The sequence below is a fragment of the Streptomyces sp. NBC_00986 genome (assembly GCF_045162565.1).
Taxonomy (GTDB): domain Bacteria; phylum Actinomycetota; class Actinomycetes; order Streptomycetales; family Streptomycetaceae; genus Streptomyces.
In genome coordinates this window covers 2,596,121-2,618,668 of record NZ_CP108733.1, presented here as the reverse complement: position 1 = coordinate 2,618,668, position 22,548 = coordinate 2,596,121, and the positions used below count along the sequence as shown (strand labels likewise).

The following is a 22,548-nucleotide window of genomic DNA, read 5'->3' as shown; positions in this document are numbered from 1 at the left end:
GTCAGATCACCCCGTTCGACTTGAGGAGGCGCAACTCTTCGTCGCCCAGACCGAGTTCGCCGATGTAGACCTCTTCGTTGTGCTCGCCGAGCAGCGGTGAACTGGTCACGTCCACGGGGGAGTCGGAGAGCTTGAGCGGGCTGCCCACGGTGACGAACTCGCCGCGCTCGGGGTGCGGCACCGTCACGACCATCTCGTTGGCGACCAGCGACTCGTCCTCGATGATCTCCCTGGTCGACAGGATCGGCCCGCACGGGATGTTGTGGGCGTTGAGCCGCTCCAGCACCTCCCACTTGGGCAGCGTGGACGACCACTCCTCGATCAGCTGGAACATCTTGGAGAGCTGCGGCAACCGGGCCTCGGGCGTGGCCCATTCGGGGTCCCCGGCCAGCTCGGGCCGGCCGATCAGTTCGGTCAGCGGCTTCCAGCCGACTGGCTGCACGATGACGTACACGTAGTCGTTCGGGCCGCCCGGCGCGCACTTGACCGCCCAGCCGGGCTGCCCGCCGCCGGACGCGTTGCCCGAGCGGGGCACCTCGTCGCCGAAGTCGTCGTTCGGATACTCGGCGAGCGGGCCGTGCGCCAGGCGCTGCTGGTCGCGGAGCTTGACCCGGCACAGGTTGAGCACGGCGTGCTGCATGGCCACGTTGACGCGCTGACCCCGGCCGGTGTGTTCGCGCTGGAAGAGTGCCGCCAGTATCCCGGCTACTGTATGCACTCCTGTGCCGGAGTCGCCGATCTGAGCGCCCGTGGCCAGCGGCGGCCCGTCCTCGAAGCCGGTGGTCGACATCGACCCGCCCATGGCCTGCGCGACGACCTCGTACGCCTTGAAGTTGGTGTACGGGCCGTCCCCGAAGCCCTTGATGGACGCATACACAATCCGGGGATTGATCTCCTGTATGCGATCCCAGGTGAACCCCATACGGTCGACCGCGCCCGGCCCGAAGTTCTCGACCATGACGTCGGAGCGCCGGATCAGCTCGGTGAGGATCTCCTTGCCGCGCTCGGTCTTGGTGTTGAGGGTGATGCTCCGCTTGTTGCAGTTGAGCATCGTGAAGTAGAGCGAGTCGACGTCCGGGAGGTCGCGCAGCTGCTTGCGCGTGATGTCGCCGGTCGGTGCCTCCAGCTTGACGACGTCGGCGCCGAGCCAGGCGAGCAGTTGGGTCGCGGAGGGGCCGGACTGGACGTGCGTCATGTCGAGGACGCGGATGCCCTCAAGTGCCCTGGCGGTCATGGCCGTTCACCTCACTTGTACATCGTCTGGTTCATGGTTCCGGGGGCGTACGCGTCCGGGTCGACCCAGACGTTGATCAGCGACGGCTTGCCCGACTCACGGGCACGTCGCAGCGCGGGGCCGATGTCGGCGGGGTCGCGGACCTCCTCGCCGTAACCGCCCAGCATCTGGGCGAACTTGTCGTAGTGGACGTCGCCGAGGGTGTTGCCGACCCGCTCGCGCTCCAGGCCGTACTTGGCGGCCTGGCCGTAACGGATCTGGTTCATCGAGGAGTTGTTGCCGACGATGCCGACGAAGGGCAGGTCGTAGCGGACGAGGGTCTCGAAGTCCCAGCCGGTGAGGGAGAACGCGCCGTCGCCGAACAGCGCGACGACCTCCTTGTCGGGGCGTGCCTGTTTGGCCGCGAGGACGAAGGGGATGCCGACGCCGAGGGTGCCGAGCGGGCCCGGATCCATCCAGTGGCCGGGCGACTTGGGCTGCACGACCTGGCCGGAGAAGGTGACGATGTCGCCGCCGTCGCCGATGTAGATCGAGTCCTCGGTGAGGAAGTCGTTGATCTCGCTGACGAGTCGGTACGGGTGGATCGGCGACGCGTCCGACCTGAGACTCGGCAACCGCCTCTCGATCGCGGTCTGTTCGGCGGCGCGCAGCTCGTCGAGCCACTCCTTGCGCCGGGACGCGCCGCCGTTGATGCGTCCCGAGGCGGCCTCGGTGACCGACTTCAGGACGAGTCCCGCGTCGCCGACGATGCCGAGATCGATGTCGCGGTTCTTGCCGACGGTGCGGTAGTCGAGGTCGATCTGTACGACGGTCGCGTCGGGGGAGAGGCGTTTGCCATAGCCCATGCGGAAGTCGAAGGGTGTGCCGACGATGACGATGACGTCGGCGTGGGAGAAGGCGTACCGGCGGGACAGCTGGAAGTGGTGCGGGTCGCCGGGCGGGAGGGTGCCGCGCCCCGCGCCGTTCATGTACGCGGGGATGTTGAGCGTGCGGACGAGGTCAATGGCCGCCTCGGTGCCGCGAGTTGTCCACACCTGGCTGCCCAACAGGATCGCCGGCTTCTCGGCGTGGACCAGCAGGTCGGCGAGCTTCTCGATCGCCTCGGGGTCGCCGGCCGACCGGGTCGAGGCGCGGTAGGCACCGGGCTTCGGCACCCGCGCCCTGCCCACCGGCACCTTCGCGTCGAGGACGTCGCGCGGGATCTCCAGGAAGGAGGGGCCGGGCGCGCCGTGGTAGCACTCGCGGAACGCCATCGACACCATGTCGGCGGCGCGCGCCGTATCCGGCACGGTCGCCGCGAACTTGGTGATCGGCGTCATCATGTCGACGTGCGGCAGGTCCTGCAGCGACCCCATCTTGTGCTGGGTCAGGGCGCCTTGGCCGCCGATCAGCAGCATCGGGGACTCCGCGCGGAAGGCGTTGGCGACACCGGTGACGGCATCGGTCGTACCGGGACCCGCGGTGACCACCGCGCACCCCGGCCTGCCGGTGATCCGCGCGTAACCGTCCGCTGCGTGGGCTGCCACCTGTTCGTGGCGTACGTCGACGACTTCTATGCCCTCGTCGACGCAGCCGTCGTAGATGTCGATGATGTGGCCGCCGCACAGGGTGTAGATGCGGTCGACCCCCTCGGCCTTCAGGGCTTTGGCGACGAGATGACCACCGGAAATCACGTCCTGGGTGTCGTCGGGCATGGCGAAGTCCTGTCCCTTCGTAGGGGGTTGGAACTCTCTCGCGGTACATTGCATACAGTCGACGAATACTGTATGAAACTTGTTATCCCGCATCCGGTGGGTGGTGTCCAGGGGGCGTGCGGCACTTTTAGGTGAGGAGCCCGGATGGATCTGTACGAGCACCAGGCAAGGGAACTCTTCGAGGAACACGGCATCTTGGTGCCCCGGGCCGAGGTCACCGCCTCGTCCAAGGAGGCACGCGAGATCGCCCGCAGGCTGGGCGGGCGCGTCGTGGTGAAGGCGCAGGTCAAGACCGGCGGACGAGGCAAGGCGGGCGGGGTCAGACTCGCCTCGGACCCGGCCGCCGCCGAACTGACCGCACGGCAGATCCTCGGCATGGACATCAAGGGCCACACGGTCGGCAAGGTGATGCTGGCCCAACCCGTCGACATCGAGAGCGAGTTCTACGTCTCCTACGTCCTCGACCGCGCGGCGGGCCGCTTCCTCGCGATCGCGTCCGCGGAGGGCGGTATGGAGATCGAGGAGGTCGCAGCCAGTCGACCGGATGCGGTCGCCCGTATACACATCGACCCGGCGGAGGGAGTCACCTCGGCCAAGGCGGGCGAGATCGCCGCAGCGGCCGGGCTGCCGCCGCAGACCGTCGACGTCCTGGTGCGGCTCTGGGAGGTGCTGGTCCGCGAGGACGCCGTTCTCGTCGAGGTGAACCCGCTCGTCCGGACGAAGCAGGGGCAGATCCTCGCCCTCGACGGCAAGGTCACCCTCGACGACAACGCCCGCTTCCGGCAGGCGCGTTGGGGTGCCGAGGGGGCTGCGCACGACGATCCGCTGGAGGCGGTGGCCGCGGCGAAGGGGCTCGACTACGTCAAGCTCGACGGCGAGGTCGGCATCATCGGCAACGGTGCGGGCCTGGTCATGTCGACGCTCGACGTGGTCGCCGGTTGCGGTGCCCGCCCCGCCGACTTCCTCGACATCGGCGGCGGGGCGTCGGCCCAGATCATGGCCGACGGGTTGTCCGTCATCCTCTCCGACCCGGCCGTGAAGTCGGTGTTCGTCAACGTCTTCGGCGGCATCACCGCGTGCGACGCGGTGGCCGACGGCATCGTACGGGCCCTGGAAACCGTCCAGTTGACCAAACCGCTGGTCGTCCGGCTCGACGGCAACAACGCGGCCCGGGGCCGGGCCGTCCTCGACGGCCACGCGCATCCGCTGGTCCAGCAGGCCACCACCATGGACGGCGCCGCCCGCCGCGCCGCCGACCTCGCCAACGCACGCTAAGGAGCCGGGACATGGCGATCTACCTCACCAAGGAGAGCAAGGTTCTCGTCCAGGGCATGACCGGCGGCGAGGGCATGAAGCACACCCGCCGGATGCTCGCGGCCGGCACCAACGTCGTGGGCGGCGTCAACCCGCGCAAGGACGGCCGTACCGTCGACTTCGACGACCGGGCCGTGCCGGTCTTCGGGTCGGTCGCCGACGGTATGCGGTCGACGGGAGCCGATGTCAGCGTCGTGTTCGTGCCGCCCGCCTTCGCGAAGGCGGCGGTGATCGAGGCGGCCGACGCGGGCATCGGCCTCGCGGTCGTCATCACCGAGGGCATCCCGGTCCACGACTCGGTCGCGTTCACGGCGCACGCCACGGCGAAGGGCACCCGCGTCATCGGCCCCAACTGCCCCGGCCTGATCACCCCCGGCCAGGCCAACGTGGGCATCATCCCCGCCGACATCACCAAACCGGGCCGCATCGGCCTGGTGTCCAAGTCGGGCACGCTCACCTACCAACTCATGTACGAGCTACGGGACATCGGCTTCTCGACCTGCGTCGGCATCGGCGGAGACCCCGTCGTCGGCACGACCCACATCGACTGCCTCGCCGCGTTCCAGGACGACCCCGACACCGAACTCGTCGTCCTCATAGGGGAGATCGGCGGCGACGCGGAGGAACGCGCCGCCGCGTACATCCGCAACCACGTCTCCAAACCCGTCGTCGGCTACATCGCCGGCTTCACCGCACCCGAGGGCAGGACCATGGGCCACGCGGGCGCCATCGTGTCCGGCTCCTCCGGTACGGCGTCGGCCAAGAAGGAGGCGCTGGAGGCCGTAGGAGTGAAGGTCGGAAGCACGCCGACGGAGACCGCCCGGCTGGTGTTGGACCGGTTGAATCTCCAGTGAGAGGCGTTGGATCTCCTGTATGAGGCACTGCCGCTCACGTGGGCGGCACGTGACGTCACTCATAGTTGAGGTGACGTGACTGTTGTGCTCCTTCGAGCGCAACTAGCTTCATCTGTACGACAGTTCGTACGTTGGACCGTTCCTGCCTCACCCCGCCCCGACTGTGCACCGAGAGCGGAGCAGAAGCATGGCATCAACCCTCACGCCCGGATCGACCCCGACACCCACCTCCACGCCCAACGCTCACCCCCCGACCCTCAAGGCGGGCACGTCCTGGAGTGACGCCTGGCGGCGTTGTCTCGCCGTCGCGCCCGAGGCGTTCCAGGACGATCGTGTCCTCAACCTCTGGAACGCGGCCTGGCAGCGGGACGGCCGGGCCCTGCCCGCCACCACACCCGTCGACGGCAGCCCGATCGCAGGCCCGCCCCGCTTGGACCGGTCCACCGCCCACCAGGCCGTACGCGCCTCCCTCGACCAGCACCGCGCCTGGTGCCACGTCCCGCTCGACGAGCGGCGCGCCCGCGTCGCCGCCACGCTGGACGCCCTGACCGAGCACCGCGAACTCCTCGCGCTGCTGCTGGTCTGGGAGATCGGCAAGCCGTGGCGGCTCGCGCAGGCGGACGTGGACCGGTCCATCGACGGCGTGCGCTGGTACGTCGACGGCGTCGAGCCGATGCTCGCCGGCCGCACCCCGCTGGACGGCCCGGTGTCCAACATCGCGAGCTGGAACTACCCGATGAGCGTGCTCGTCCACGCCATGCTGGTCCAGGCGCTGGCCGGAAACGCGGTCATCGCCAAGACCCCGACCGACGGTGGCGTCGCCTGCCTCACCCTGGCCGCGGCGCTGGCCGCGCGCGAGGGGATTCCCGTCACCCTCGTCAGCGGCAGCGGAGGCGAGCTGTCGGAGGCGCTGGTGCGGGCGCCCGAGATCGGCTGTGTCTCCTTCGTCGGCGGGCGCGACACCGGGGCCGCGGTGGCCACGGCCGTGGCCGACCTCGGCAAACGCCACATCCTCGAACAGGAAGGACTCAACACCTGGGGCATCTGGAACCACACGGACTGGGACACGCTCACCGCGGTCATCCCCAAGCTCTTCGACTACGGCAAACAGCGCTGCACGGCGTATCCACGCTTTGTCGTCCAGCGTGAGCTGTTCGACGAGTTCCTCACGGCGTACCTCCCCGCGGTCCGAACTCTCCGTGTCGGCCACCCTCTTGCGGTCCGGCACGCCCAAGATCCGTCCCCGGAACTGGACTTCGGTCCGGTGATCAACGCGGCCAAGGCGAAGGAGCTCCACGACCAGGTGGCCGAGGCGATCGACCGTGGCGCCGTACCGCTGCACCGCGGCAAGCTGTCCGAGGCCAACTTCCTTCCCGGGCAGGACACTTCGGCGTACGTCCGCCCCGTCACGCTTCTCAACCCGCCTCGGTCGTCCCCGCTGCACCACGCGGAGCCGTTCGGCCCGGTCGACACCATCGTCCTGGTCGACACGGAGGCCGAGCTGCTGGCCGCGATGAACGCGTCCAACGGCGCGCTGGTCGCCACCCTGTCCACCGACGACCGCGCGACCTACGACCGACTCGCCCCGCAGATCCGCGCGTTCAAAGTCGGCCATGGCACACCACGCTCCCGCGGCGACCGCGACGAACTGTTCGGCGGCTTCGGCGCGTCCTGGCGCGGTGCGTTCGTCGGCGGCGAACTGCTCGTCCGCGCGGTGACGCACGGTCCGGTGGGGGAGCGGTTGCCGGGCAACTTCCCGGAGTACCAGCTCATGCCGTGACCAGAAGCCGGGCAGCACTCGCGTCCGCCTGACTAGGGCTGCCCGGCGATCACCTCGTCGGCCAACCACCGTGCCACGCCCCGCGGATATGGACGCGGCAGACTCAGCACGATGTGGTTCATCCCGGCGTCGACGAGCCGGGCGACCGTCTCGCGCGTCGCGGCCGGATCGTCGTACGACACCAGGACCTGCACCGAGCGCGTGATCTCACCCGGGTCGCGGCCCAGTTCGGCGCAGTGCGCGTCGAGGACGCGGGCGCGCTCGGCGACGTGGTCGACAGTGTTGTGCGGCGGCCCGGGAACGTTCCAAATGTCGGCGTGCGCGGCGACCAGCCGCAGCAGCCGGGTGCCCCAGCCGCCGATGAGCAGCGGGGGACCCGGCCGCTGCACGGGCTTCGGCTCGCACCGCGTGCCCCGGAGCCGGTAATGGCGGCCCTCGAAGTCGAAGACGTCTCGGGTCCACATCCCCTTCAGGATCTCGACGGTCTCCGCGAGCCGCGCGAGGCCCTCGCCCGGCGGGACGAGCGAGAGGCCGTACGCCTCGTACTCGGCGATCGCCGGATTGGCGCCGGAGATCCCGCCCGCGCCCGGCGGCTGATGCGTGCCCCCGACTCCCAGCCCGAGCACCAGCCGCCCGTCCGAGATCACGTCCACCGTCGACGCCATCTTGCCCAGCACGGCCGGCGGACGGATGCGGTTGCTGGTGACGAGGAGCCCGAGCCGCAGCCGCCGTGTCTGCGCGGCGAGGGCGCTGAGCAGGGTCCAGCCCTCGTGTATCTGTCCGTCCTTCGGTCCGGCGACCGGGAGCAGGTGGTCCCACAGCCAGGCGTCCGCGATCTCCGGCACGGTGTCGGCCTCCAGCCAGACCTGTCGGATGTCCTCGTACGACACATGCATGGGGGTGGTCTTGATTCCGAAGCGCACGGTGGTCGTGTCTGCCTTGTCTGCCATGGCCGTCAGCGTAGCCAATCATCAGCACTGCTGACGATCAGATGAGGGATTCAGTCGGGATACAGTCGGCGAATGGCCAACGATCAGCAGCCCACTCCCCTGGAATCCCGGCTCGGTTACCTCCTCAAGCACGCTCAGGCCAAACTGGCCAGGGCATCGGCCGAGGCGCTGGCGCCCCATGGGGTGGACGGCCATGAGCTGGCCGTACTGGTGGTGCTCGCGGCGGGGGAGCCGTTGTCGCAGGTCGAGGCCGCTGGGCAGCTCGGGGTCGACCGGACCACGATGGTGTCGCTGATCGACGGCCTGGAGGACCACGGTCTGGTGGAGCGGCGCCGTAGCCCGCAGGACCGCCGTAAGAACATCGTCGAACTGACGCCGGAGGGCCGGGACTGCCTGCGCCAGGCGGAGAAGGCCCGACGGGCTGCCGAGCGTCGTTTCCTCGCACCGCTGGACGAGGAAACGGCGGCGTCACTCGTCCGGGCACTGCAGACGCTGGTGCTCGCGGAGCGGGAGTGACGGGAGCCATGGGGGCGAGTGGGAGTGGGAGTTGGGGGTGGAAGCGAGTGGGTGCGGGTGGGTGGCGGAGCGGCCGAATCGGGCCGGCGTCCGTAGTCGATCGTTCACCCGTGGTGGAGGGTTTCCGCAGGTCGCGGGCCCTCCGCGGCCGGCTCTCCCAGGGGCGGATATGCAGGTGAAAGGCACTCCGAAAGCTTGGTATTGTTGTCCATGTCGCCGCGGGGAACACCCCCGGTCAGGCGGCAGACACCTAGTCCGGGTGGCGGAATGGCAGACGCGCTAGCTTGAGGTGCTAGTGCCCTTTATCGGGCGTGGGGGTTCAAGTCCCCCCTCGGACACAGTTTGTGTGTACAGGATGGTGCCGGCCGTGCTTCGGTCGGCACCATCTCTTTTTTTTGTGGTGGTGCGTGAGGCGCAGTCCAAGTTGCCGGTGGAGCTCAGCCGTCAACAAGGGGTGAGCGTGCTGTGCTCGATGCGCGCTGTTCCCCGTACGGGTGCCTCGGCTGACCTAAGTGACTGCTCATGTGCCCCAAACCGCCCCGAATCCGAAATGCGGACTCAAGCCACCGGGGCCGCGATCTGTCCCATCGACGGCAACCCGGTCGCTCCGAACCGATGGTCCTCGCAAACGATCTGGCTCTCGCGGATTGGTGAACTGCCGTATCGCCCAGGGCGGGTTCACACCTCGCGGAGTAGTAGGAAGCCGTCCCGCTGGCGGGTGACGCCGCCCAGGTCGGTACGTGCGCCGGGCTTCGCCCGGCAGATCAGGCTCACCCGCTCACCGGAACCGACTTCGACAGGTACTTCACCACTGGAGCGCCAGGAAATCCTCACCTGGACGGAATGCGAGCCCGCGGCGACGGGGATGTTGACCAACTCCCCGCGCCGCAGCCGGCCGACGCGCTTGCCGTCGATGTAGACCTCATAGCGCCGCAACTGCGCATAGGAGTCCGCGTCATCGCGATAGACGGACACCTCGGTGCCTGCCGAGGCAGGATCACCCGACCCGACGGACCGCGGTCTCACCCCCATGGCCTTCTCCCTCGCCAGCAGGAAGGCCGGCTGTCCGGAGACCACCACCATCACCTGGACCACAAAGGCGAGGCAAAAAACCACCAACCCCGCCAGGACGACGGCGAAGGCCGCCACCGGTCTCCCACGGTGCCCGGCTCCATCGGCGGGGAGCCAGGCACCGCCCAGAAACATCACGGACAGACCACTCAAGCACGCCGCATCGAGCAGCGAGGCACGTTCGAGCCTGGCCTGCTGCTTGGGTCCGAGGGCGAGGCGGCGTGCGAACGCCGCCACCGGTACCGCGGGCGCGTAGGGATCCGACCAGCGCCGGATACCCCTCGCCCAGGATCGAGCCGCCAGTAGCCCCAGGATGAGGGCTCCCCCCAAAGCGGCCCAGGAAGGCATCACTAGAACCAGCTTCCACCATCGGCGATGACATTGTTGGTCACATTACTGGTCACGCATCCGACGGGGAGGCCGGCGACCGCACCCGACCCCTGCTCCGGGAAACGATCACCCTCCACATGGGAAGCGATCACCAGCGGCCCCGTACTTCGCCGGCCGGACCTGCTCGTCAACGCCCCTCCCCGCGCCAGAGGTTAAACGGCAAGCTCAGTGCTTGTGTCGCATCCTCTTTCCGCAGGTCACGGCGCCCTCGAGCTGGGTGTTGATCCGCATTGCTGTTCGGCTGAGCGTCGATGGAGGCCGAACCGAACGGTACCCGGAGGGATCGTCAGGCGGCTGGTGCGAGGGGTCGTCGTAGTGCTCGCCGTGCAGGTTTGGAACGGTCCAACCCGCCGGGGCCACGAACCGCGGCTGTCGGCTGATCGGTGCCCCGCGGGAATCAGGCGGGGTGACGACTGGCGTCGGACCATTCGGCGTCGCTCCACATGACAGGCATGGCGCCGACTGGATCGAACTCGATGTCCGGGTCGTCGCTGTGGACCAGACTCATGATGCGGTGTCCGAACAGTGCCGCACTGCGGGCGCGGTCGGCGAGGATGTTCAGAACGGTGTGCGCCGTACGCGGTTCGGCGCGGGCGAAGTGGTCGTAGTCGGTGAAGGCGATGACCAGGCCGGTCGTGTCCCTGGTGCTTCCGTACTCGAAGGACTCGACGTCCCGGAGGCAGTCGTTGAGCGCGTCGAGGTTGCGTCCGTAGTAGTCCGGGAAGTCCAACGCCGAGGCGACGTCCCGGTGCGTGTCCGCTTCCGCGGTCCACTGCCCGGCATCCAGCACGACAACTTGGTAGCCGTGGTCGCGCAACCAGGCAGTGGCCTCGTCCAGCAGACTCCGGCGCCAGTACAGAGTGACGAAGGAATCCGCCATCAGGCGCAGGGCGAGATCATCGGAAAGGTCGGCGTCAGGGTCGAAGGCGGCCACCGGCAAACCCTAACTGACGGGCTTGTACGCGGTGCTGCGTCCCGAATCTCGTTGTCGTCCAGGGCTTAGACGCCGCTTCTCGGAGGGCGTTTTTTCGCTTTCATGGGTTGATGTGATGAATTCGGGTGAGTATCCGTGGGGCCGAACGCCTGTGGCCGGCGGGCGCCGCGCCCTGGCCGGCACTCCGGGGGCTGGGGGCTGTCTCCTGTGGACCGGCCTCGTCGACCTGGCGAATGGTCTCGGTCGGGAAGGTCGGCGACGTGCCGTGGAAATGAGGCTGGAAAATGCCCGCATGCCATACGGCGCAGAGGGTGCCGCGGCCTTTCGTGAAGCGGGGGCGGCATGGCTGTGTTGATTCCTTTGCTTCTCCTCGCTCTGGTATTGGGTGGCGTCGGATTCGCTATTCATATTCTGTGGTGCGTTGCCGTCTTCGTAGCCGTTCTGCGGCTCCTGGGATTCGTCTTCCGGAGGGTTGGAAGCGGTGGGTCGAGGGGGCGTTCGTGCCGGTGGTGACCTCATGCGGTGTGTAGTTGGATATTAAAATTGTGTGGGACGGGAAACGGTGGGCACTCGACCTGCCGAGGGGCGCCCACCGGAATACCGGACGGGCATCCTCGGTATTCACGCACTGCAAGGGGAGGTTTCGCATGACGGACAACGTATGGGGTTACCAGGCCGAGTCGGGCCACCAGCCGGGTACGGACCTGACCGGATTCAAGGTCGAGGCGACGGACGGCGGTATCGGCAAGGTCGACAAGCACTCCGACGAGGTCGGTGACGCCTACCTGGTGGTCGACACGGGTGTGTGGATCTTCGGCAAGGAGGTCCTGCTCCCGGCGAGCACGGTCGTGAGCATCGACCCGAAGGAGAAGAAGGTGGCCGTCGGCCTCACCAAGCAACAGATCAAGGACGCCCCGGAGTTCGACCGGGAGAAGCACCTCGGCGACCGCGGCTACCACGATCGGGTCGGCACGTACTACGGCACGGGCGGCGGCGGTCCCTTCGGCGGCCCGCTCGTCTGATCCGGCAGCTGCCGCGAGCACCACGGCCCCGGGATTCCGAGAGGAGTCCCGGGGCTCTCGCATGTCCCGTCGTACGAAGGGCCATCCGGCGACGAGGCAGGCCGCCCACGAGAACGGGGCGGTGATCAGGGCGATGTCGTCGTCCTTGTTGTGCCCGAAACGGGCGAGCGGCAGATCGCACAACTCCTCGAGATCGTCGGGGCCTTCGGTGACGGCGTCACTGAACTCGCCGAGTGTGGTGTCGAGATGGGCGGTGCGTATCTCCACGAGGCCGTCCGTGACCATGAGCAGGCGGGTGCCGGGTGGGGCCGGTAGGACGGTGGGTGGGGGATGCGGGAGCCCTGTGCCGAGTAGCGGGCCGTGGGGGGTGGTGGAAGCGTGGCCCGTGGTCCGGGCCGATCAACAGCGGGGGATGTGGCCGACGTTGGCGATGTGCAGCCGGCGGTCGTGCGAGGTGACGAGGGCGAGGCAGAGGGTGACGGTGACGCCGGGCTGCGACTGACCGAGCAGCGTTTCCAGGCGTTCCAGGATGTGGTGGGGAGGGTCGCCCTCGATGGTGTAGGTGCGCAGTGCGTGACCTACCTCGCCCATCACGGTCGCGGCCGTCACCGAGTGCCCGACCACGTCTCCGATGGCGAGCTGCAGGCCGTCGACGGGCCGCACCGCTTCGTAGAAGTCCCCGCCGATCTCGGCGTGTTCGGAGGCCGGGAGGTAGCGGAAGGCCAGTTCGACGCCGGGGACCGTCGGCAACTCCTCGGAGAGGAAGGAGCGTTGCAGGGCCGGACCCAGGATGTGTTCCTTGTTGTACGTGCGCAGGGCCTCCAGGGCCAGGGCGCTCGCGTTGGGCGGCTGCTGGAAGAGCTGGTCGTCGTCGGCGCTGCCCAGGGCGGCCGCGAGCGCTGTCTCGCCGGGCAGGTGGTCGGCCGGCAGCAGTGCTCGCCACCGGTCGTGCGGGACGCGGACGACCGCGACCCCGGTGTCCTGGTTCAGGGCCTGGGCCGCCGACTGGCCCAGGAGGCCGGGATGGGTGGGACGGTTGCGTACGGGGGTTCGCGGGTCGTCGACCCGCCTCTGCACGCGACCGACCAACCGGACGGGAACCAACCGCTACGCGTCTGATTCATCCGGTACGGCAGCCTGGGTGCTCTCCTCGGAGGGCCGGCCCTCGGCGCTGCCCGATGCGGAAGCCTCCTCCGGTGTGCGGGGTCGTGTCGCTTCCTCGGCCTCGTCCCGGGCCTCCGCGTCGCCGCTCTCTCCGGGAGCCTGCGACGGAGGGGTAGGGCGTGCGTGCTCGTGCTTGGTCATCGCTGCTCCAGGTGGTGCGTGAGGGCTGTCCGGCCCGGGTGCGGGCCGCTGTGCAGAGGACTACCAGCGATACCAGCGCCCCCGACTCCCGCTCGCGCTCGTCCCGCGCACCAGGAATCCCAGCAGCCAGAGGACGAGTACGACCAGAGCGATCCACCAGAGAATCTGGACCGCGAAACCGGCGCCGAAGAGAATCAGCACCACGAGCAACACCAGCAGAATGGGAACCATGATTGAGCCTCCTGGTCGCCGAGTGCCCTGAATCGTTCCGGTCAGACGCCCTGACGGCAGCGGATCTCGGCAGGCCGGGGCTGCAGGTAGGTCGCGGATATATGGGCACTCGGCCGTCACCCGTCGCCATGTCCCCCGGGGGAATGTGACGGTCAGGCCCTTCCGGTTCGGACCGTGTGCCGGAGGGGCCGCCCTCGACGGCCACGCCCGCGCGAAGTCGCCCCGAGTGCCCAGGCTCTTCGGGGCTCAGTCCGCCGGGTGGCCCGGGGTGATGTCGTGGGTGTCGTTCAGCGGCAGCAGAGGCGTTCGGTCATCCGTGAGGCGTTCGTGTCCGTTGTGCCGTGTGAGGTCCGAATCGTCGGGCACTCGCAGCTGTGACGCAATGGTCGGGTGTTCCCTGTGAGGTTCGCCCGTGAGGCGCCCTCTCGCATTGAGCCACCCCGACGGGTGCGTCCGGTGACACGCTCGGGGCGCGGGCTGTGAGGTGTACGGGTGCTCAGCATGACGGCGCGAAAAGACGGCGAGGGCGGCCCGGTGCTGGCGCCGTGGCGGGTGTACGTGCCCCAGCACGACACCGAGTTGTTGGCCCAGGCACTGGACCGGGAGTATGTCCGCGCCGGAGCCGCTGTCCTCGACATGGGAACCGGTGCCGGTGCCCTGGCCCTGGCCGCCGCCCGGCGGGGCGCCCACGTCACCGCCGTCGACCGGACCTACCGGGCGGTCCTCGCCACCCGCCTCAACGCCCGGTTCGCGCGCCTGCCCGTCGAAGTGCTCCGCGGTGACCTGTTCGGCCCGGTCGCCGGCCGTCGGTTCGACCTCGTCGTGAGCAATCCGCCCTACGTCCCGGCACCCGGGGCCGTTCCCGGTCGCCATCGTGCCGCGGTGGCGTGGGACGCGGGTGCCGACGGACGTCTTCTGCTGGACCGGATCTGCCGCAGGGCGCACACGTCGTTGCGTCCCGGCGGTGTGCTGCTGCTCGTGCACTCCACCCTGTGCGGCATCGCGCCGACCCTGGCCGCCCTGGAGCGGTCGGGACTCGAAGCCCGGGTGACCGACCGGCGTCTGGTGCCCTTCGGTCCCGTACTCCGCTCGCGCATTCCGTGGCTACGGGAGCGGGGGCTCGTCGACGCCGACGAGGAGAAGGAAGAGCTGGTGATCATCCGTGCCGAACGAACCCGCTGAGCCCTCGCACCGCGTCACGGTGACGAACGACGGGCCGATCCTCCTCGAAGGACCGGTTCAGGTCGTGCTCGACGACGGCCGCACCGTGTGTTCGGACCGCTTCGTCGTCGCCCTCTGCGTCTGCCGGCGCAGCCGCTCCTACCCCTGGTGCGACACCAGCCACCGTGCCCGGGACAAGAGGCGGACCCCATGACCACCACCGCACCGCCCGCCCGGGACCACACCACCGGCCCCGCGCTGCCCCGCAGCAGAGGTGAACTCTCCCGCACGGTCCGCCAGGCCCTCACCCGGCCCGCCGGGACACCGCTGCCGCAGCGGGTGACGGCGACGTACGCCGAGCCGTACGGGGACGATCTGCAACTCGCGCTCCACCTCTGCTACGAGCTGCACTACCGCGGCTTCGGCGGCGTCGATCCCGCGTGGGAGTGGGACCCCGGCCTGCTGCGGCTGCGGGCGGAGATGGAGCACCGCTTCCTGTCCGCGCTCCGCGCCGACGTCGGCCCGCCGAGAAGGGCGGAGGACGCGCTCGCTGACCTTCTCGTGGAACCCGCCGACGCCGAAGGGCCCTCCCAATTCCTCAAGGAACAGGGGGAGTTGTGGCAGTTCCGGGAGTACGCGGCGCAACGTTCCGTCTATCACCTGAAGGAAGCCGATCCGCACGCCTGGGTCATTCCGCGGCTGACGGGACGCGCGAAGGCCGCGATGGTGGCAGTGGAGTACGACGAGTTCGGCGCCGGACGGGCCGAGCGCATCCACGCCCGGCTGTTCGCCGACCTGATGGCGGACCTCGGTCTCGACACCACATACGGGCGCTACGTCGACGCGGCGAGCGCGGAGATGCTGACGAACGTCAACCTCATGTCCCTGTTCGGACTGCACCGGGCGCTGCGCGGAGCCCTGGTGGGCCACTTCGCGGCCGTGGAGACCACCTCGTCGCCCGGCTCACGACGCCTCGCCCAGGGACTGCGACGGGTCGGCGCGGGTCCTGCCGCCGTCCACTTCTACGCAGAGCACGTCGAGGCCGACGCGGTCCACGAACAGATCGTCCGGCGGGACGTCGTAGGCGGCCTCCTCGAAACGGATCCCTCCCTCGACGAGGACGTCGCCTTCGGCGTCGACGCCACCGAATGGACCGAGAACCGGCTCGGGAACCACCTCCTCACCGCCTGGCGGGACGGCCGTAGTTCCCTGCGCACACCGTTGTGAGCTGATCTCGACGCATCGGCCGGACAGGCGGGCTGTCGCGTACGCGGTACGAGCGGAGTGCCTGGGTACCCGGGACCGGTGCCGCCCAGCCGGGTCAGGCAGCCGAGGAGAGGCGTCGCGATGTCTGCGCAGTCCGAGTCCGAATCCGCCCGGGACGAGCACGGCGGGCCGGAAGGGGCGGAAGGGGCGGACGTGAACGGCTCCGACGGCGGGCCGGCGGACGCCGTACAGGAGTTCCGGAAGGCGCCGCGGCAGCCCCCGCAACGAGATGCGCGCGGCGGGCGCAGACGGTCCTGGGTGACGGTCGGCTTCGCTCTGGGGCTGGGGGCGAGCCTGGCGTGGCTCGCCGTCCAGACCGTGCTGCGGGTCAGCTCGATGCTGACCCTGCTCCTGCTGGCCGTGTTCATCGCGATCAGCCTGGAACCACTCGTCGTCTGGTTCACGCGCCGGGGTCTGCGGCGCGGCTGGGCCGTCGCGATCGTACTGACGGGGTTCGTCGTCGTGCTCGCCGGATTCCTGGCGCTGGTCATTCCGCCGGTCGCCAAGGAGATCAGCGCGCTGGTCGACGCGGTGCCCGGCTGGCTGGAGCAGGTCCACAACCACCAGTCCACGATCGGCCGCCTGGAGGACCGCTACCACGTGGTCGAGAAGGCCAAGGAGCAGATCGGCTCGGGAAACGGAGCGTCCGGTCTGGCAGGAGGCGTCCTGGGCGCCGGCCAGATGGTCCTGAGTACGGTCACGTCCACGGCGATCGTGATCACGGTGACCCTGTACTGCATGGCGGCCCTGCCGACGATCAAACAGTTCGGCTACCGCTTCGTGGCGGCCAGCCGCCGCGAGCGCGTCGAGGGCGTGGCCGAGGAGATCATGAACCGGATCGGCAAGTTCATGCTCGGCAACCTGGTCACCTCGGGGATCGCCGGAGTGGCGACCTTCGGCTGGTGTGTGGCCACCGGTGTCCCGTACGCCGCCGCGCTGGGCATCTTCACCGCCCTGATGGACCTGATCCCGATCGTCGGCTCCACCCTCGCCGGCATCGTCGTCAGTCTCGTCGCCCTGTCCGTGTCGCTCCCCATCGCGATCGCGACCGCGGTCTTCTACGTCGTCTTCCGGATCGCCGAGGACTACCTCATCGTGCCCAGGGCCATGAAGTTCGCCGTCGACGTCCATCCGCTGGTCACCGTCCTCGCGGTGCTGGTCGGCGGCGCGCTCCTCGGCATCATCGGCGCCCTCGTCGCCATCCCGGCCGCCGTCGCCGCCGGCCTGCTCCTCGACGAGTACGTCTTTCCCGAGAAGGAACGGAAGTGATGCCGCGTCGGCAGAGGACGTTCTCGGAGGCGCAGGGGCTCGAAGGGACTTCGCGCCGCCATGCTGACTCACTCCATGGCGGCGACCTCCTGGACCACCTGCCCGGCGACGACCGCGACACCGACGAGGACGAGGGCGAGGGCGAGCAGCTCGTCGCGGCCCACCACGCTTTCTACGCCACGTACTTCGAGCGGCTGTGCGCGCTGGCCGGGCACGGCTGGGACATCGGCCTGGCGACCTCTGGCAAACCCGCCCCCGGCCCGGTCTCGGTGGACGTCGACGTGCCGAGCAGGCGGACCGTGTTCGTCGGCGACACCGGCTGGGACATCAAGGCCGTCGTACGGGACGGGGTATCCCCCGCCAGTGGCGGCGCTGTCCGGCGGGATCCCGTGCGTGGACCAAGGACCCCGCCGACGTGGAGTGACCGAGGGCGACGGAGGGCGGCGGCTGCGGACCGGTGTGGTCAGTTGGTGGTGAGCATGCCTGCGCGGAGTTTGGCGAGGGTGCGGGAGATGAGGCGGGAGACGTGCATCTGGGAGACGCCGAGGTGTTCGCCGATCTGGGCCTGGGTGAGTTCGTCGACGAACCGCATGTGGATGATGTGCCGTTCGCGGTCGTCGAGTTCGGCGATCAGGGGAGCCAGGGCGTTGAAGTCCTCGACGAGTTCGAGGGCGTTGTCGTCGAGGCCGATGAAGTCGGCCAGCGCGGCTTCGCCGTCGTCGCTGGAGCTGATGGCCGCGTCGAGGGAAGCGGAGCTGTAGCCGTTGGAGGCGAGACGCGCTTCGTTGACCTCTTCCTCGCTGAGGCACATCAGCTGGGAGAGTTCCTTGACGGTGGGCGTACGGCCGAGTCGGCTGCGGAGCTCTTCGGTGGCTTTGGCGAGCTGGATGCGGGCTTCCTGAAGGCGGCGGGGGACGTGGACGGCCCAGGAGGTGTCGCGGAAGAATCGCTTGATCTCGCCGACGATGTAGGGCACGGCGAAGGAGGTGAACTCGACTTCGCGGCTGAGCTCGAACCGGTCGATGGCCTTGATCAACCCGATCGTGCCGACCTGGACGATGTCCTCCATCTCGTCCTGGCCGCGGCTGCGGAACCGCGAAGCCGCGTACCGGACGAGCGTGATGTTCATTTCGATGAGGGTGTTGCGCGCGTACTGGTACTCGTGCGTCCCCTCTTCGAGGACGGCGAGCTGGTCGAAGAACAGCCTGGTCAGCTGGCGGGCGTCCTTGGGTGCGACCCGCGAAGGGTCCGCGATCTCCGGCAGCACCCCGGTCTGTGCCTCTGCCGTCTTGGTCACCGTCATGTCGGGCCCCTCCCGTGTGTCCAGACTCCGTACCGTCGGTTCCTTGTCCACCGACAACAATCGGCCTACCCCGGTTCGGCGAATGCATACCAGGTGACTTCAGATGGGTGCTCAGGTGCGGGTCGGGGGTGGTCGCCGGCACGACCGAAGGGGGCCGGCCGGAGTATCTCCGGCCGGCCCCCTTCGGGCTGATGCTGGTGTCAGACGCATCGCTGGGTCTGGTAATAGCCGGCGACCTGCTCGTGGTAGCCGACGTCACCGACGTGCTTGTCCTTGTCGAACTCGGGGGACTCCCTGATCTGGTCCTTCGTGAGGCCGACGTAGATCTTGCCCTCGGCCGGGTCGACCGTCTTCACGGTTCCGGCGGGCAGCAGGACGTGCTTGCCGAAGATCCACACGCCGGTGTCGACGACGAGGTACGCGGAGGCGACGTCGTCCGAGTGCTTGTCGACCTTGCCGATGCTGCCGTCGGTGGCCTCGACCGTGTATCCGATCAGGTCGGTGCCCGCGGTGTGGCCGGTGGTCGACCGGTAGCCCCAGATGTTGTCACTCATGAAGAACGGCTCCCTCACTCATCGAGATTCTTTCATCGAGATTCTTTGTGGTTCCCGCAGCAGAACTGCGGAGTCGTGCAGGTGTTATTGAATTCAGTGACGTCTCTTCAGAGCCTCATGAATTCGAGTTCCCCGGCGGAACTTGATTGACGCCCGCCTACCAGCGGTACCAGCGGCCGCGCTTGCCACCGCCTGCCGCGGGGCGGATCACGAAGCCCAGGACCCACACGATCAGCACGATGACAGCGATCCACCACAGTGCCTTGAGTGCGAAACCGGCACCGAAGAGGATCAGGGCAAGCAGAAGAACAAGAAGAACAGGAATCATTGTTATCAACCTCCGCCCCCTCTTGTGCCCCGCGGAATGATCTGCACTCCTGCGTTTTTCATGGTTTCTCGGGTTGCCCGGCGCTGCTGAATGTCCGTACGGCAACTGCCCGGTTTGAAGGTGGAATCCGCGGTGAGACGGGTGGCGAACCCAATTCGAGACAGGCAGGGGTGAGTGGTTGTGGCTGCGAACGAGAAGGCCAAGGCCAAGGCCGAGCAGACCAAGGGCAAGGTCAAGAAGGTCGTCGGGGGAGTGCTGGGCAACGCGTCCCTCAAGGCCAAGGGGCGTGCCGAGGAGACCAAGGGCAACCTGCGCGCGGCCAAGGAGAAGGCCAAGGACGCCCTCAAGCCCAAGTAGGGCACCACTCCTGATCCCGGTCCCGGCAGCCCGCTGGCTGCCGGGCCTCGTGCTGTCCGGCACCGGGCGTGGGCGCAAGAGCCTCACGCGGCGTCGCCGACGGTCGGCTTCCGTGACCCGCGCCGTTTCGAGGTCCCGGCGTCACCGGGCGAGGAGGGCTCTTACCGTCTTGCCGCCGGCCGCCCGGTTGGTCACGGTGGTGGCCCGGGCGAGGCGGTTGACCATGGGCCAGCCGAAGCCCCCGGTGCCGCCGTTCAGGTCGGGGGTGCGCATGCGCGGAGGCTGTGGGCTGCGGTCGTGCACGGCCACTTCGATGCTGTCCGGGTGCGCGGTCAGGTCGAGGGTGCAGGCGCCGCCGCCGTGGCGCAGGGCGTTGGTGACGAGTTCCGAGACGACCAGGGCCACGGTGTCGGCGGCCTCGGCCGCGATCGGATCGTCGAGACCTCCGAGGAAGTCCCGGGCGCTTTCGCGTGCACCGGCGACGGAGGTCGCGGAGCGGACGGTTGCGACGTCGACGCTCATCGTGTTCATCAGGTCTCCCCGGTCTCTGGATCGTTGTCCGGTTCTGCCTGCCGGATCTTGTGCCCTGCCTGTGGCCCGTCAATCAGGTGGGGCAGCCTCGCGGCGAAGGCCCCCACTTGTCGGCAGCCGGTCCCGGAGGAGAGAACGGAGGAGCCGGATCTTTCAGGCTCGCGCCCGGTTGCCCGGTCGACTGTCGTCCCCGCGAGCTCCCCGAAGCCGCTCGCACTCCCCGGACTCTCCGCAGGGAACGGCCCCGCGCGTGCCGGCGTGGGCGATGTCGGCGGAGCAGCGTGGGCTTCCCTGGCGGGTGGTGCGGTACGGATGCGCAAGCATGCGCAGAACGCAAGCAAAGGTTGCGCTACCGTGCCCTCGCCATCCGAAGATTCACTCTGCTAACTTCCGCCTGGGCCAAATTCGGCTGTGAATTCTGCCTCGGTTTCCACCACGTCAATCACGCGGAGAAGGATTTCTCTGCGTTGCCACTAGAACGTTCCAGTTTCATGGCTGGGCGAACGTCGGACGAAAGCGAGCCTCGTGAGAACGGCCGCGCTTCAGGACGGCATCGCTTTACGCAGGGGCAAAGGGGCGGAACCGGGCGCGAGGGTGTCCATCGCCTCCGTGCTCCATCACGCCGGCCACGGTGTCGAAAGGCCACCCCGCTCGGTCAGCGCGACGATGAAGTGCGCGTCGACCGGCCCGGGCCGTACCGCATCGGTGCAGATGCTGACCGGCGATGCCTACGCCGACCCCGAAGTACCGCCGACGACGTGGTGTGGGGCGCGAGTGCCCGGGTGTCGGAACCGCGGAGTGTTCGACCCCGGCTGCCTTCACGGCCGCGCCACCGCCCCATTGGCCCCGTTGAGCAATACACGCCCATCCTGCGACCCGTCTGCGCCTCGTCAAGCCGACCGTTCGCCCTTGCCCGGATCCGCATCACCGTCGCCGGCCTCGGCGACGACAACCCCGTACCCCGTCCCCCGTCGCAGGGTTCTCCTGCAACAGCCCAGCGCTGTCTGCCTCGACACCGACGTCACGTGCAGCAGAAAGGCTCCCTACTCATGCCCCTGTCCAACAGCCGACTGCTCGCCACCGCCGTTGGCCTCGGTCTCCTGGCCACCGGATGCACTCTGGTTCCCACCGACAGCACCCACGCCACCGGCCCTGTCGTCTTAGGGTTCATCAACGGGGGCACTACGTCGTTCCACACCTGCCTGCGGACAGCGGTCACGAAGACCACGTCGAACAACCTGGCAAAACTGCGGACCGCCGACTCGAACGGGAGCAAGTCCGCGGAACTACGCAACGTGCGGGACATGATCGCGCACAAGGTCGATGCCATCATCCTGCTCAGTGTGGACGCCAGCGCCCTGGACGCCGACATCGCCGCGGCGCAGAAGGCGAAGACACCCATCGCCCTGATCGCGGTGACGCCTACGGACGACGGCAAGATCCTTGGCGCCGTCGTCAGCGACCTGCCCGGGATAGGCAAGCTGGACGCCCAGTGGGTCGACGGCGACGCCTCCGGAAAACCGGTCAAGGCCGGTGTCATCTCCGGCGACGGGAGTACATCGTCCAACTTGATGGTCGACGGATTCACCAAGAACCTGGCAGCCAACGTTCAGGTGGTGGGGGATGAGCGGGGCATGTTCGACCGGGCGACGGCCAAGGCTGCCGCAGCCACGATGATCCAGGCTCACCCCGACCTCCGGTACGCGTTCGTGGCCAACGAGGACATGGCCTTCGGCGTGCGGCAAGCGTTCGATGCGGCGGATGCGTACGGCGTGAAGATCGTGACCGTCAACGGCACCGACCAGGGACTCGCCGCGCTCAAGGACGGAAAGTTCGCGGCGACGGTCTCCAACTCGGTCCAGGACTTGGGAGCACTGGCGGTGACACACACGCTCGCTCTGCTCCGCGGGGAGGAGAAGGACAAGATCGAACACATCGACGCCCGTCTGGTGACCAAGGCCAACGCGGACACCGCGCCCCTGTACTGCGATACGGATGGCTGAGCGGCCAGGTCGAAGCGGACGGCTCGCCGCTGCGTTGAACGGCGAGCCGTAGGGGGGCCGAAGACCCGGTGGGACAGGCTGAGTCGGTGGCGGGCGCGTACGTTGATCACGGGCGCTGTCGTCAGCGAGCCAGGATGGGACTGATCGCCTCGGCGCGCGTCGCGGACCTGCGCAGTCGGCCGCTTACGGCGGATGTCGTCGTCCGGGCCCTGGGCTTGCGGATGCCGCGGGCCGACATGCACATGTGCTCGGCCTCGACGACCACGATGGCGCCCCGTGCGTCCGGGGCTGCCCGTCAAGGCGTCGGCGATCCGTCCGGTGAGGCGTTCCTGGACCTGGACTCGGCGTGCGTACACCTCCACCAGCTGTGCCGCCTTGGACAGCCTGGTGATCCGGCCGTTCGCGGCGGGGATGTACCCGACGTGGACCGTGCCCCGGAAGGGCAGGAGACGGTGCTCGCACGGGTGTCCCGTCTCTGCGT

22 protein-coding genes, 1 tRNA gene and 2 pseudogenes are annotated in these 22,548 nt (G+C 68.6%); 12 read left to right on the top strand and 13 right to left on the bottom strand.

The features are described from left to right. Window position 1: 1 nt before the first annotated feature. Window positions 2–1,234 carry a formyl-CoA transferase gene (gene frc, locus OG504_RS11440; protein ID WP_405989711.1) on the bottom strand — a complete coding sequence of 411 codons (1,233 nt, stop codon included), beginning with the start codon at window positions 1,232–1,234 and terminating at the stop codon, window positions 2–4. An 11-nt stretch (window positions 1,235–1,245) separates the two neighbouring features. Next, complete coding sequence (locus OG504_RS11435; protein WP_405989710.1) at window positions 1,246–2,928, bottom strand: thiamine pyrophosphate-binding protein; 1,683 nt, start codon at window positions 2,926–2,928, stop codon at window positions 1,246–1,248. Window positions 2,929–3,072: 144 nt separating this feature from the next. Here OG504_RS11435 and sucC point away from each other — a divergent pair, with 144 nt between their 5' ends. The 3 genes from sucC (at window position 3,073) to OG504_RS11420 (ending at window position 6,876) form a co-directional block, all read left to right on the top strand. Further along, entirely contained in the window at window positions 3,073–4,203 is a 1,131-nt protein-coding gene (gene sucC, locus OG504_RS11430) for an ADP-forming succinate--CoA ligase subunit beta (protein WP_405989709.1), read from the top strand. A gap of 11 nt (window positions 4,204–4,214) precedes the next feature. Beyond that, window positions 4,215–5,096 (top strand): succinate--CoA ligase subunit alpha, encoded by an 882-nt coding sequence (sucD, locus tag OG504_RS11425; RefSeq protein WP_405989708.1) that lies wholly within the window; start codon window positions 4,215–4,217, stop codon window positions 5,094–5,096. Between the two features lie 187 nt (window positions 5,097–5,283). Then, entirely contained in the window at window positions 5,284–6,876 is a 1,593-nt protein-coding gene (locus OG504_RS11420; protein ID WP_405989707.1) for an aldehyde dehydrogenase family protein, read from the top strand. 32 nt (window positions 6,877–6,908) lie between these two features. On the opposite strand, the gene OG504_RS11415 is transcribed toward OG504_RS11420, so the two are convergent. Beyond that, window positions 6,909–7,826 (bottom strand): LLM class flavin-dependent oxidoreductase, encoded by a 918-nt coding sequence (locus OG504_RS11415; RefSeq protein ID WP_405989706.1) that lies wholly within the window; start codon window positions 7,824–7,826, stop codon window positions 6,909–6,911. Between the two features lie 72 nt (window positions 7,827–7,898). On the opposite strand from OG504_RS11415, the gene OG504_RS11410 reads away from it, so the two are divergent. Both OG504_RS11410 and OG504_RS11405 read left to right on the top strand, forming a co-directional pair. Continuing rightward, the gene (locus OG504_RS11410; protein WP_405989705.1) at window positions 7,899–8,342 is read left to right on the top strand and encodes a MarR family winged helix-turn-helix transcriptional regulator; all 444 of its coding nucleotides are present in this window, start codon (window positions 7,899–7,901) and stop codon (window positions 8,340–8,342) included. 253 nt (window positions 8,343–8,595) lie between these two features. Further along, window positions 8,596–8,680, top strand: a tRNA-Leu gene (locus OG504_RS11405). A gap of 340 nt (window positions 8,681–9,020) precedes the next feature. Here the strand turns inward: OG504_RS11405 and OG504_RS11400 are convergent. Then, complete coding sequence (locus OG504_RS11400; protein ID WP_405989704.1) at window positions 9,021–9,650, bottom strand: hypothetical protein; 630 nt, start codon at window positions 9,648–9,650, stop codon at window positions 9,021–9,023. Window positions 9,651–10,200: 550 nt separating this feature from the next. Then, the gene (locus tag OG504_RS11395; RefSeq protein ID WP_405989703.1) at window positions 10,201–10,737 is read right to left on the bottom strand and encodes a barstar family protein; all 537 of its coding nucleotides are present in this window, start codon (window positions 10,735–10,737) and stop codon (window positions 10,201–10,203) included. A gap of 647 nt (window positions 10,738–11,384) precedes the next feature. Here OG504_RS11395 and OG504_RS11390 point away from each other — a divergent pair. Next, entirely contained in the window at window positions 11,385–11,759 is a 375-nt protein-coding gene (locus OG504_RS11390; protein ID WP_405989702.1) for a PRC-barrel domain containing protein, read from the top strand. A gap of 177 nt (window positions 11,760–11,936) precedes the next feature. Here OG504_RS11390 and OG504_RS11385 read toward each other — a convergent pair. Both OG504_RS11385 and OG504_RS11380 read right to left on the bottom strand, forming a co-directional pair. After that, window positions 11,937–12,836: pseudogene (locus tag OG504_RS11385) on the bottom strand (PP2C family protein-serine/threonine phosphatase); the annotation flags it as partial. Between the two features lie 288 nt (window positions 12,837–13,124). Continuing rightward, a complete protein-coding gene (locus OG504_RS11380) occupies window positions 13,125–13,295 on the bottom strand; it encodes a hypothetical protein (RefSeq protein WP_033279280.1) in 171 nt (56 codons plus the stop codon). Between the two features lie 501 nt (window positions 13,296–13,796). Here OG504_RS11380 and OG504_RS11375 point away from each other — a divergent pair. The 4 genes from OG504_RS11375 to OG504_RS11360 all read left to right on the top strand — a co-directional run bounded on the left by OG504_RS11375 (window position 13,797) and on the right by OG504_RS11360 (window position 16,991). Continuing rightward, window positions 13,797–14,477, top strand: coding sequence for a HemK2/MTQ2 family protein methyltransferase (locus tag OG504_RS11375; RefSeq protein WP_405989701.1), 681 nt, complete (start codon window positions 13,797–13,799; stop codon window positions 14,475–14,477). Further along, the gene (locus tag OG504_RS11370; RefSeq protein WP_405989700.1) at window positions 14,458–14,670 is read left to right on the top strand and encodes a CDGSH iron-sulfur domain-containing protein; all 213 of its coding nucleotides are present in this window, start codon (window positions 14,458–14,460) and stop codon (window positions 14,668–14,670) included. The genes OG504_RS11375 and OG504_RS11370 overlap by 20 nt, the downstream gene beginning before the upstream one ends. Next, window positions 14,667–15,683 (top strand): iron-containing redox enzyme family protein, encoded by a 1,017-nt coding sequence (locus tag OG504_RS11365; RefSeq protein WP_405989699.1) that lies wholly within the window; start codon window positions 14,667–14,669, stop codon window positions 15,681–15,683. The genes OG504_RS11370 and OG504_RS11365 overlap by 4 nt, the downstream gene beginning before the upstream one ends. Window positions 15,684–15,803: 120 nt before the next feature. Beyond that, window positions 15,804–16,991 (top strand): AI-2E family transporter, encoded by a 1,188-nt coding sequence (locus OG504_RS11360; RefSeq protein WP_405989698.1) that lies wholly within the window; start codon window positions 15,804–15,806, stop codon window positions 16,989–16,991. 68 nt (window positions 16,992–17,059) lie between these two features. Here OG504_RS11360 and OG504_RS11355 read toward each other — a convergent pair whose 3' ends face one another. From OG504_RS11355 to OG504_RS11340, 4 genes are all read right to left on the bottom strand, one after another. Then, window positions 17,060–17,206 (bottom strand): hypothetical protein, encoded by a 147-nt coding sequence (locus tag OG504_RS11355; RefSeq protein WP_405989697.1) that lies wholly within the window; start codon window positions 17,204–17,206, stop codon window positions 17,060–17,062. 248 nt (window positions 17,207–17,454) lie between these two features. After that, window positions 17,455–18,294 carry an RNA polymerase sigma factor SigF gene (locus OG504_RS11350; RefSeq protein ID WP_405989696.1) on the bottom strand — a complete coding sequence of 280 codons (840 nt, stop codon included), beginning with the start codon at window positions 18,292–18,294 and terminating at the stop codon, window positions 17,455–17,457. Window positions 18,295–18,494: 200 nt separating this feature from the next. Beyond that, on the bottom strand, window positions 18,495–18,848 hold the full coding sequence (locus OG504_RS11345; protein WP_405989695.1) for a PRC-barrel domain containing protein: 354 nt from the start codon (window positions 18,846–18,848) through the stop codon (window positions 18,495–18,497). Between the two features lie 157 nt (window positions 18,849–19,005). After that, window positions 19,006–19,176 (bottom strand): hydrophobic protein, encoded by a 171-nt coding sequence (locus tag OG504_RS11340; RefSeq protein WP_405989694.1) that lies wholly within the window; start codon window positions 19,174–19,176, stop codon window positions 19,006–19,008. 180 nt (window positions 19,177–19,356) lie between these two features. On the opposite strand from OG504_RS11340, the gene OG504_RS11335 reads away from it, so the two are divergent. Continuing rightward, on the top strand, window positions 19,357–19,533 hold the full coding sequence (locus OG504_RS11335; RefSeq protein ID WP_405989693.1) for a CsbD family protein: 177 nt from the start codon (window positions 19,357–19,359) through the stop codon (window positions 19,531–19,533). A gap of 141 nt (window positions 19,534–19,674) precedes the next feature. Here the strand turns inward: OG504_RS11335 and OG504_RS11330 are convergent, their stop codons facing one another. After that, a complete protein-coding gene (locus OG504_RS11330; RefSeq protein WP_405989692.1) occupies window positions 19,675–20,064 on the bottom strand; it encodes an ATP-binding protein in 390 nt (129 codons plus the stop codon). Between the two features lie 1,049 nt (window positions 20,065–21,113). On the opposite strand from OG504_RS11330, the gene OG504_RS11325 reads away from it, so the two are divergent. Beyond that, complete coding sequence (locus tag OG504_RS11325; protein WP_405989691.1) at window positions 21,114–22,067, top strand: sugar ABC transporter substrate-binding protein; 954 nt, start codon at window positions 21,114–21,116, stop codon at window positions 22,065–22,067. 121 nt (window positions 22,068–22,188) lie between these two features. Here the strand turns inward: OG504_RS11325 and folE are convergent. Next, window positions 22,189–22,534, bottom strand: a pseudogene (gene folE / locus OG504_RS11320) (GTP cyclohydrolase I); the annotation flags it as partial. Window positions 22,535–22,548: the final 14 nt, after the last annotated feature.

What these genes read in the sequence shown, in the direction of transcription:
- frc (WP_405989711.1), bottom strand. Translation starts at nt 1,234, where the DNA reads ATGACCGCCAGGGCACTTGAGGGCATCCGCGTCCTCGACATGACGCAC.
- OG504_RS11435 (WP_405989710.1), bottom strand. Translation starts at nt 2,928, where the DNA reads ATGCCCGACGACACCCAGGACGTGATTTCCGGTGGTCATCTCGTCGCC.
- sucC (WP_405989709.1), top strand. Translation starts at nt 3,073, where the DNA reads ATGGATCTGTACGAGCACCAGGCAAGGGAACTCTTCGAGGAACACGGC.
- sucD (WP_405989708.1), top strand. Translation starts at nt 4,215, where the DNA reads ATGGCGATCTACCTCACCAAGGAGAGCAAGGTTCTCGTCCAGGGCATG.
- OG504_RS11420 (WP_405989707.1), top strand. Translation starts at nt 5,284, where the DNA reads ATGGCATCAACCCTCACGCCCGGATCGACCCCGACACCCACCTCCACG.
- OG504_RS11415 (WP_405989706.1), bottom strand. Translation starts at nt 7,826, where the DNA reads ATGGCAGACAAGGCAGACACGACCACCGTGCGCTTCGGAATCAAGACC.
- OG504_RS11410 (WP_405989705.1), top strand. Translation starts at nt 7,899, where the DNA reads ATGGCCAACGATCAGCAGCCCACTCCCCTGGAATCCCGGCTCGGTTAC.
- OG504_RS11390 (WP_405989702.1), top strand. Translation starts at nt 11,385, where the DNA reads ATGACGGACAACGTATGGGGTTACCAGGCCGAGTCGGGCCACCAGCCG.
- OG504_RS11380 (WP_033279280.1), bottom strand. Translation starts at nt 13,295, where the DNA reads ATGGTTCCCATTCTGCTGGTGTTGCTCGTGGTGCTGATTCTCTTCGGC.
- OG504_RS11375 (WP_405989701.1), top strand. Translation starts at nt 13,797, where the DNA reads ATGACGGCGCGAAAAGACGGCGAGGGCGGCCCGGTGCTGGCGCCGTGG.
- OG504_RS11365 (WP_405989699.1), top strand. Translation starts at nt 14,667, where the DNA reads ATGACCACCACCGCACCGCCCGCCCGGGACCACACCACCGGCCCCGCG.
- OG504_RS11360 (WP_405989698.1), top strand. Translation starts at nt 15,804, where the DNA reads ATGTCTGCGCAGTCCGAGTCCGAATCCGCCCGGGACGAGCACGGCGGG.
- OG504_RS11350 (WP_405989696.1), bottom strand. Translation starts at nt 18,294, where the DNA reads ATGACGGTGACCAAGACGGCAGAGGCACAGACCGGGGTGCTGCCGGAG.
- OG504_RS11345 (WP_405989695.1), bottom strand. Translation starts at nt 18,848, where the DNA reads ATGAGTGACAACATCTGGGGCTACCGGTCGACCACCGGCCACACCGCG.
- OG504_RS11340 (WP_405989694.1), bottom strand. Translation starts at nt 19,176, where the DNA reads ATGATTCCTGTTCTTCTTGTTCTTCTGCTTGCCCTGATCCTCTTCGGT.
- OG504_RS11330 (WP_405989692.1), bottom strand. Translation starts at nt 20,064, where the DNA reads ATGAACACGATGAGCGTCGACGTCGCAACCGTCCGCTCCGCGACCTCC.
- OG504_RS11325 (WP_405989691.1), top strand. Translation starts at nt 21,114, where the DNA reads ATGCCCCTGTCCAACAGCCGACTGCTCGCCACCGCCGTTGGCCTCGGT.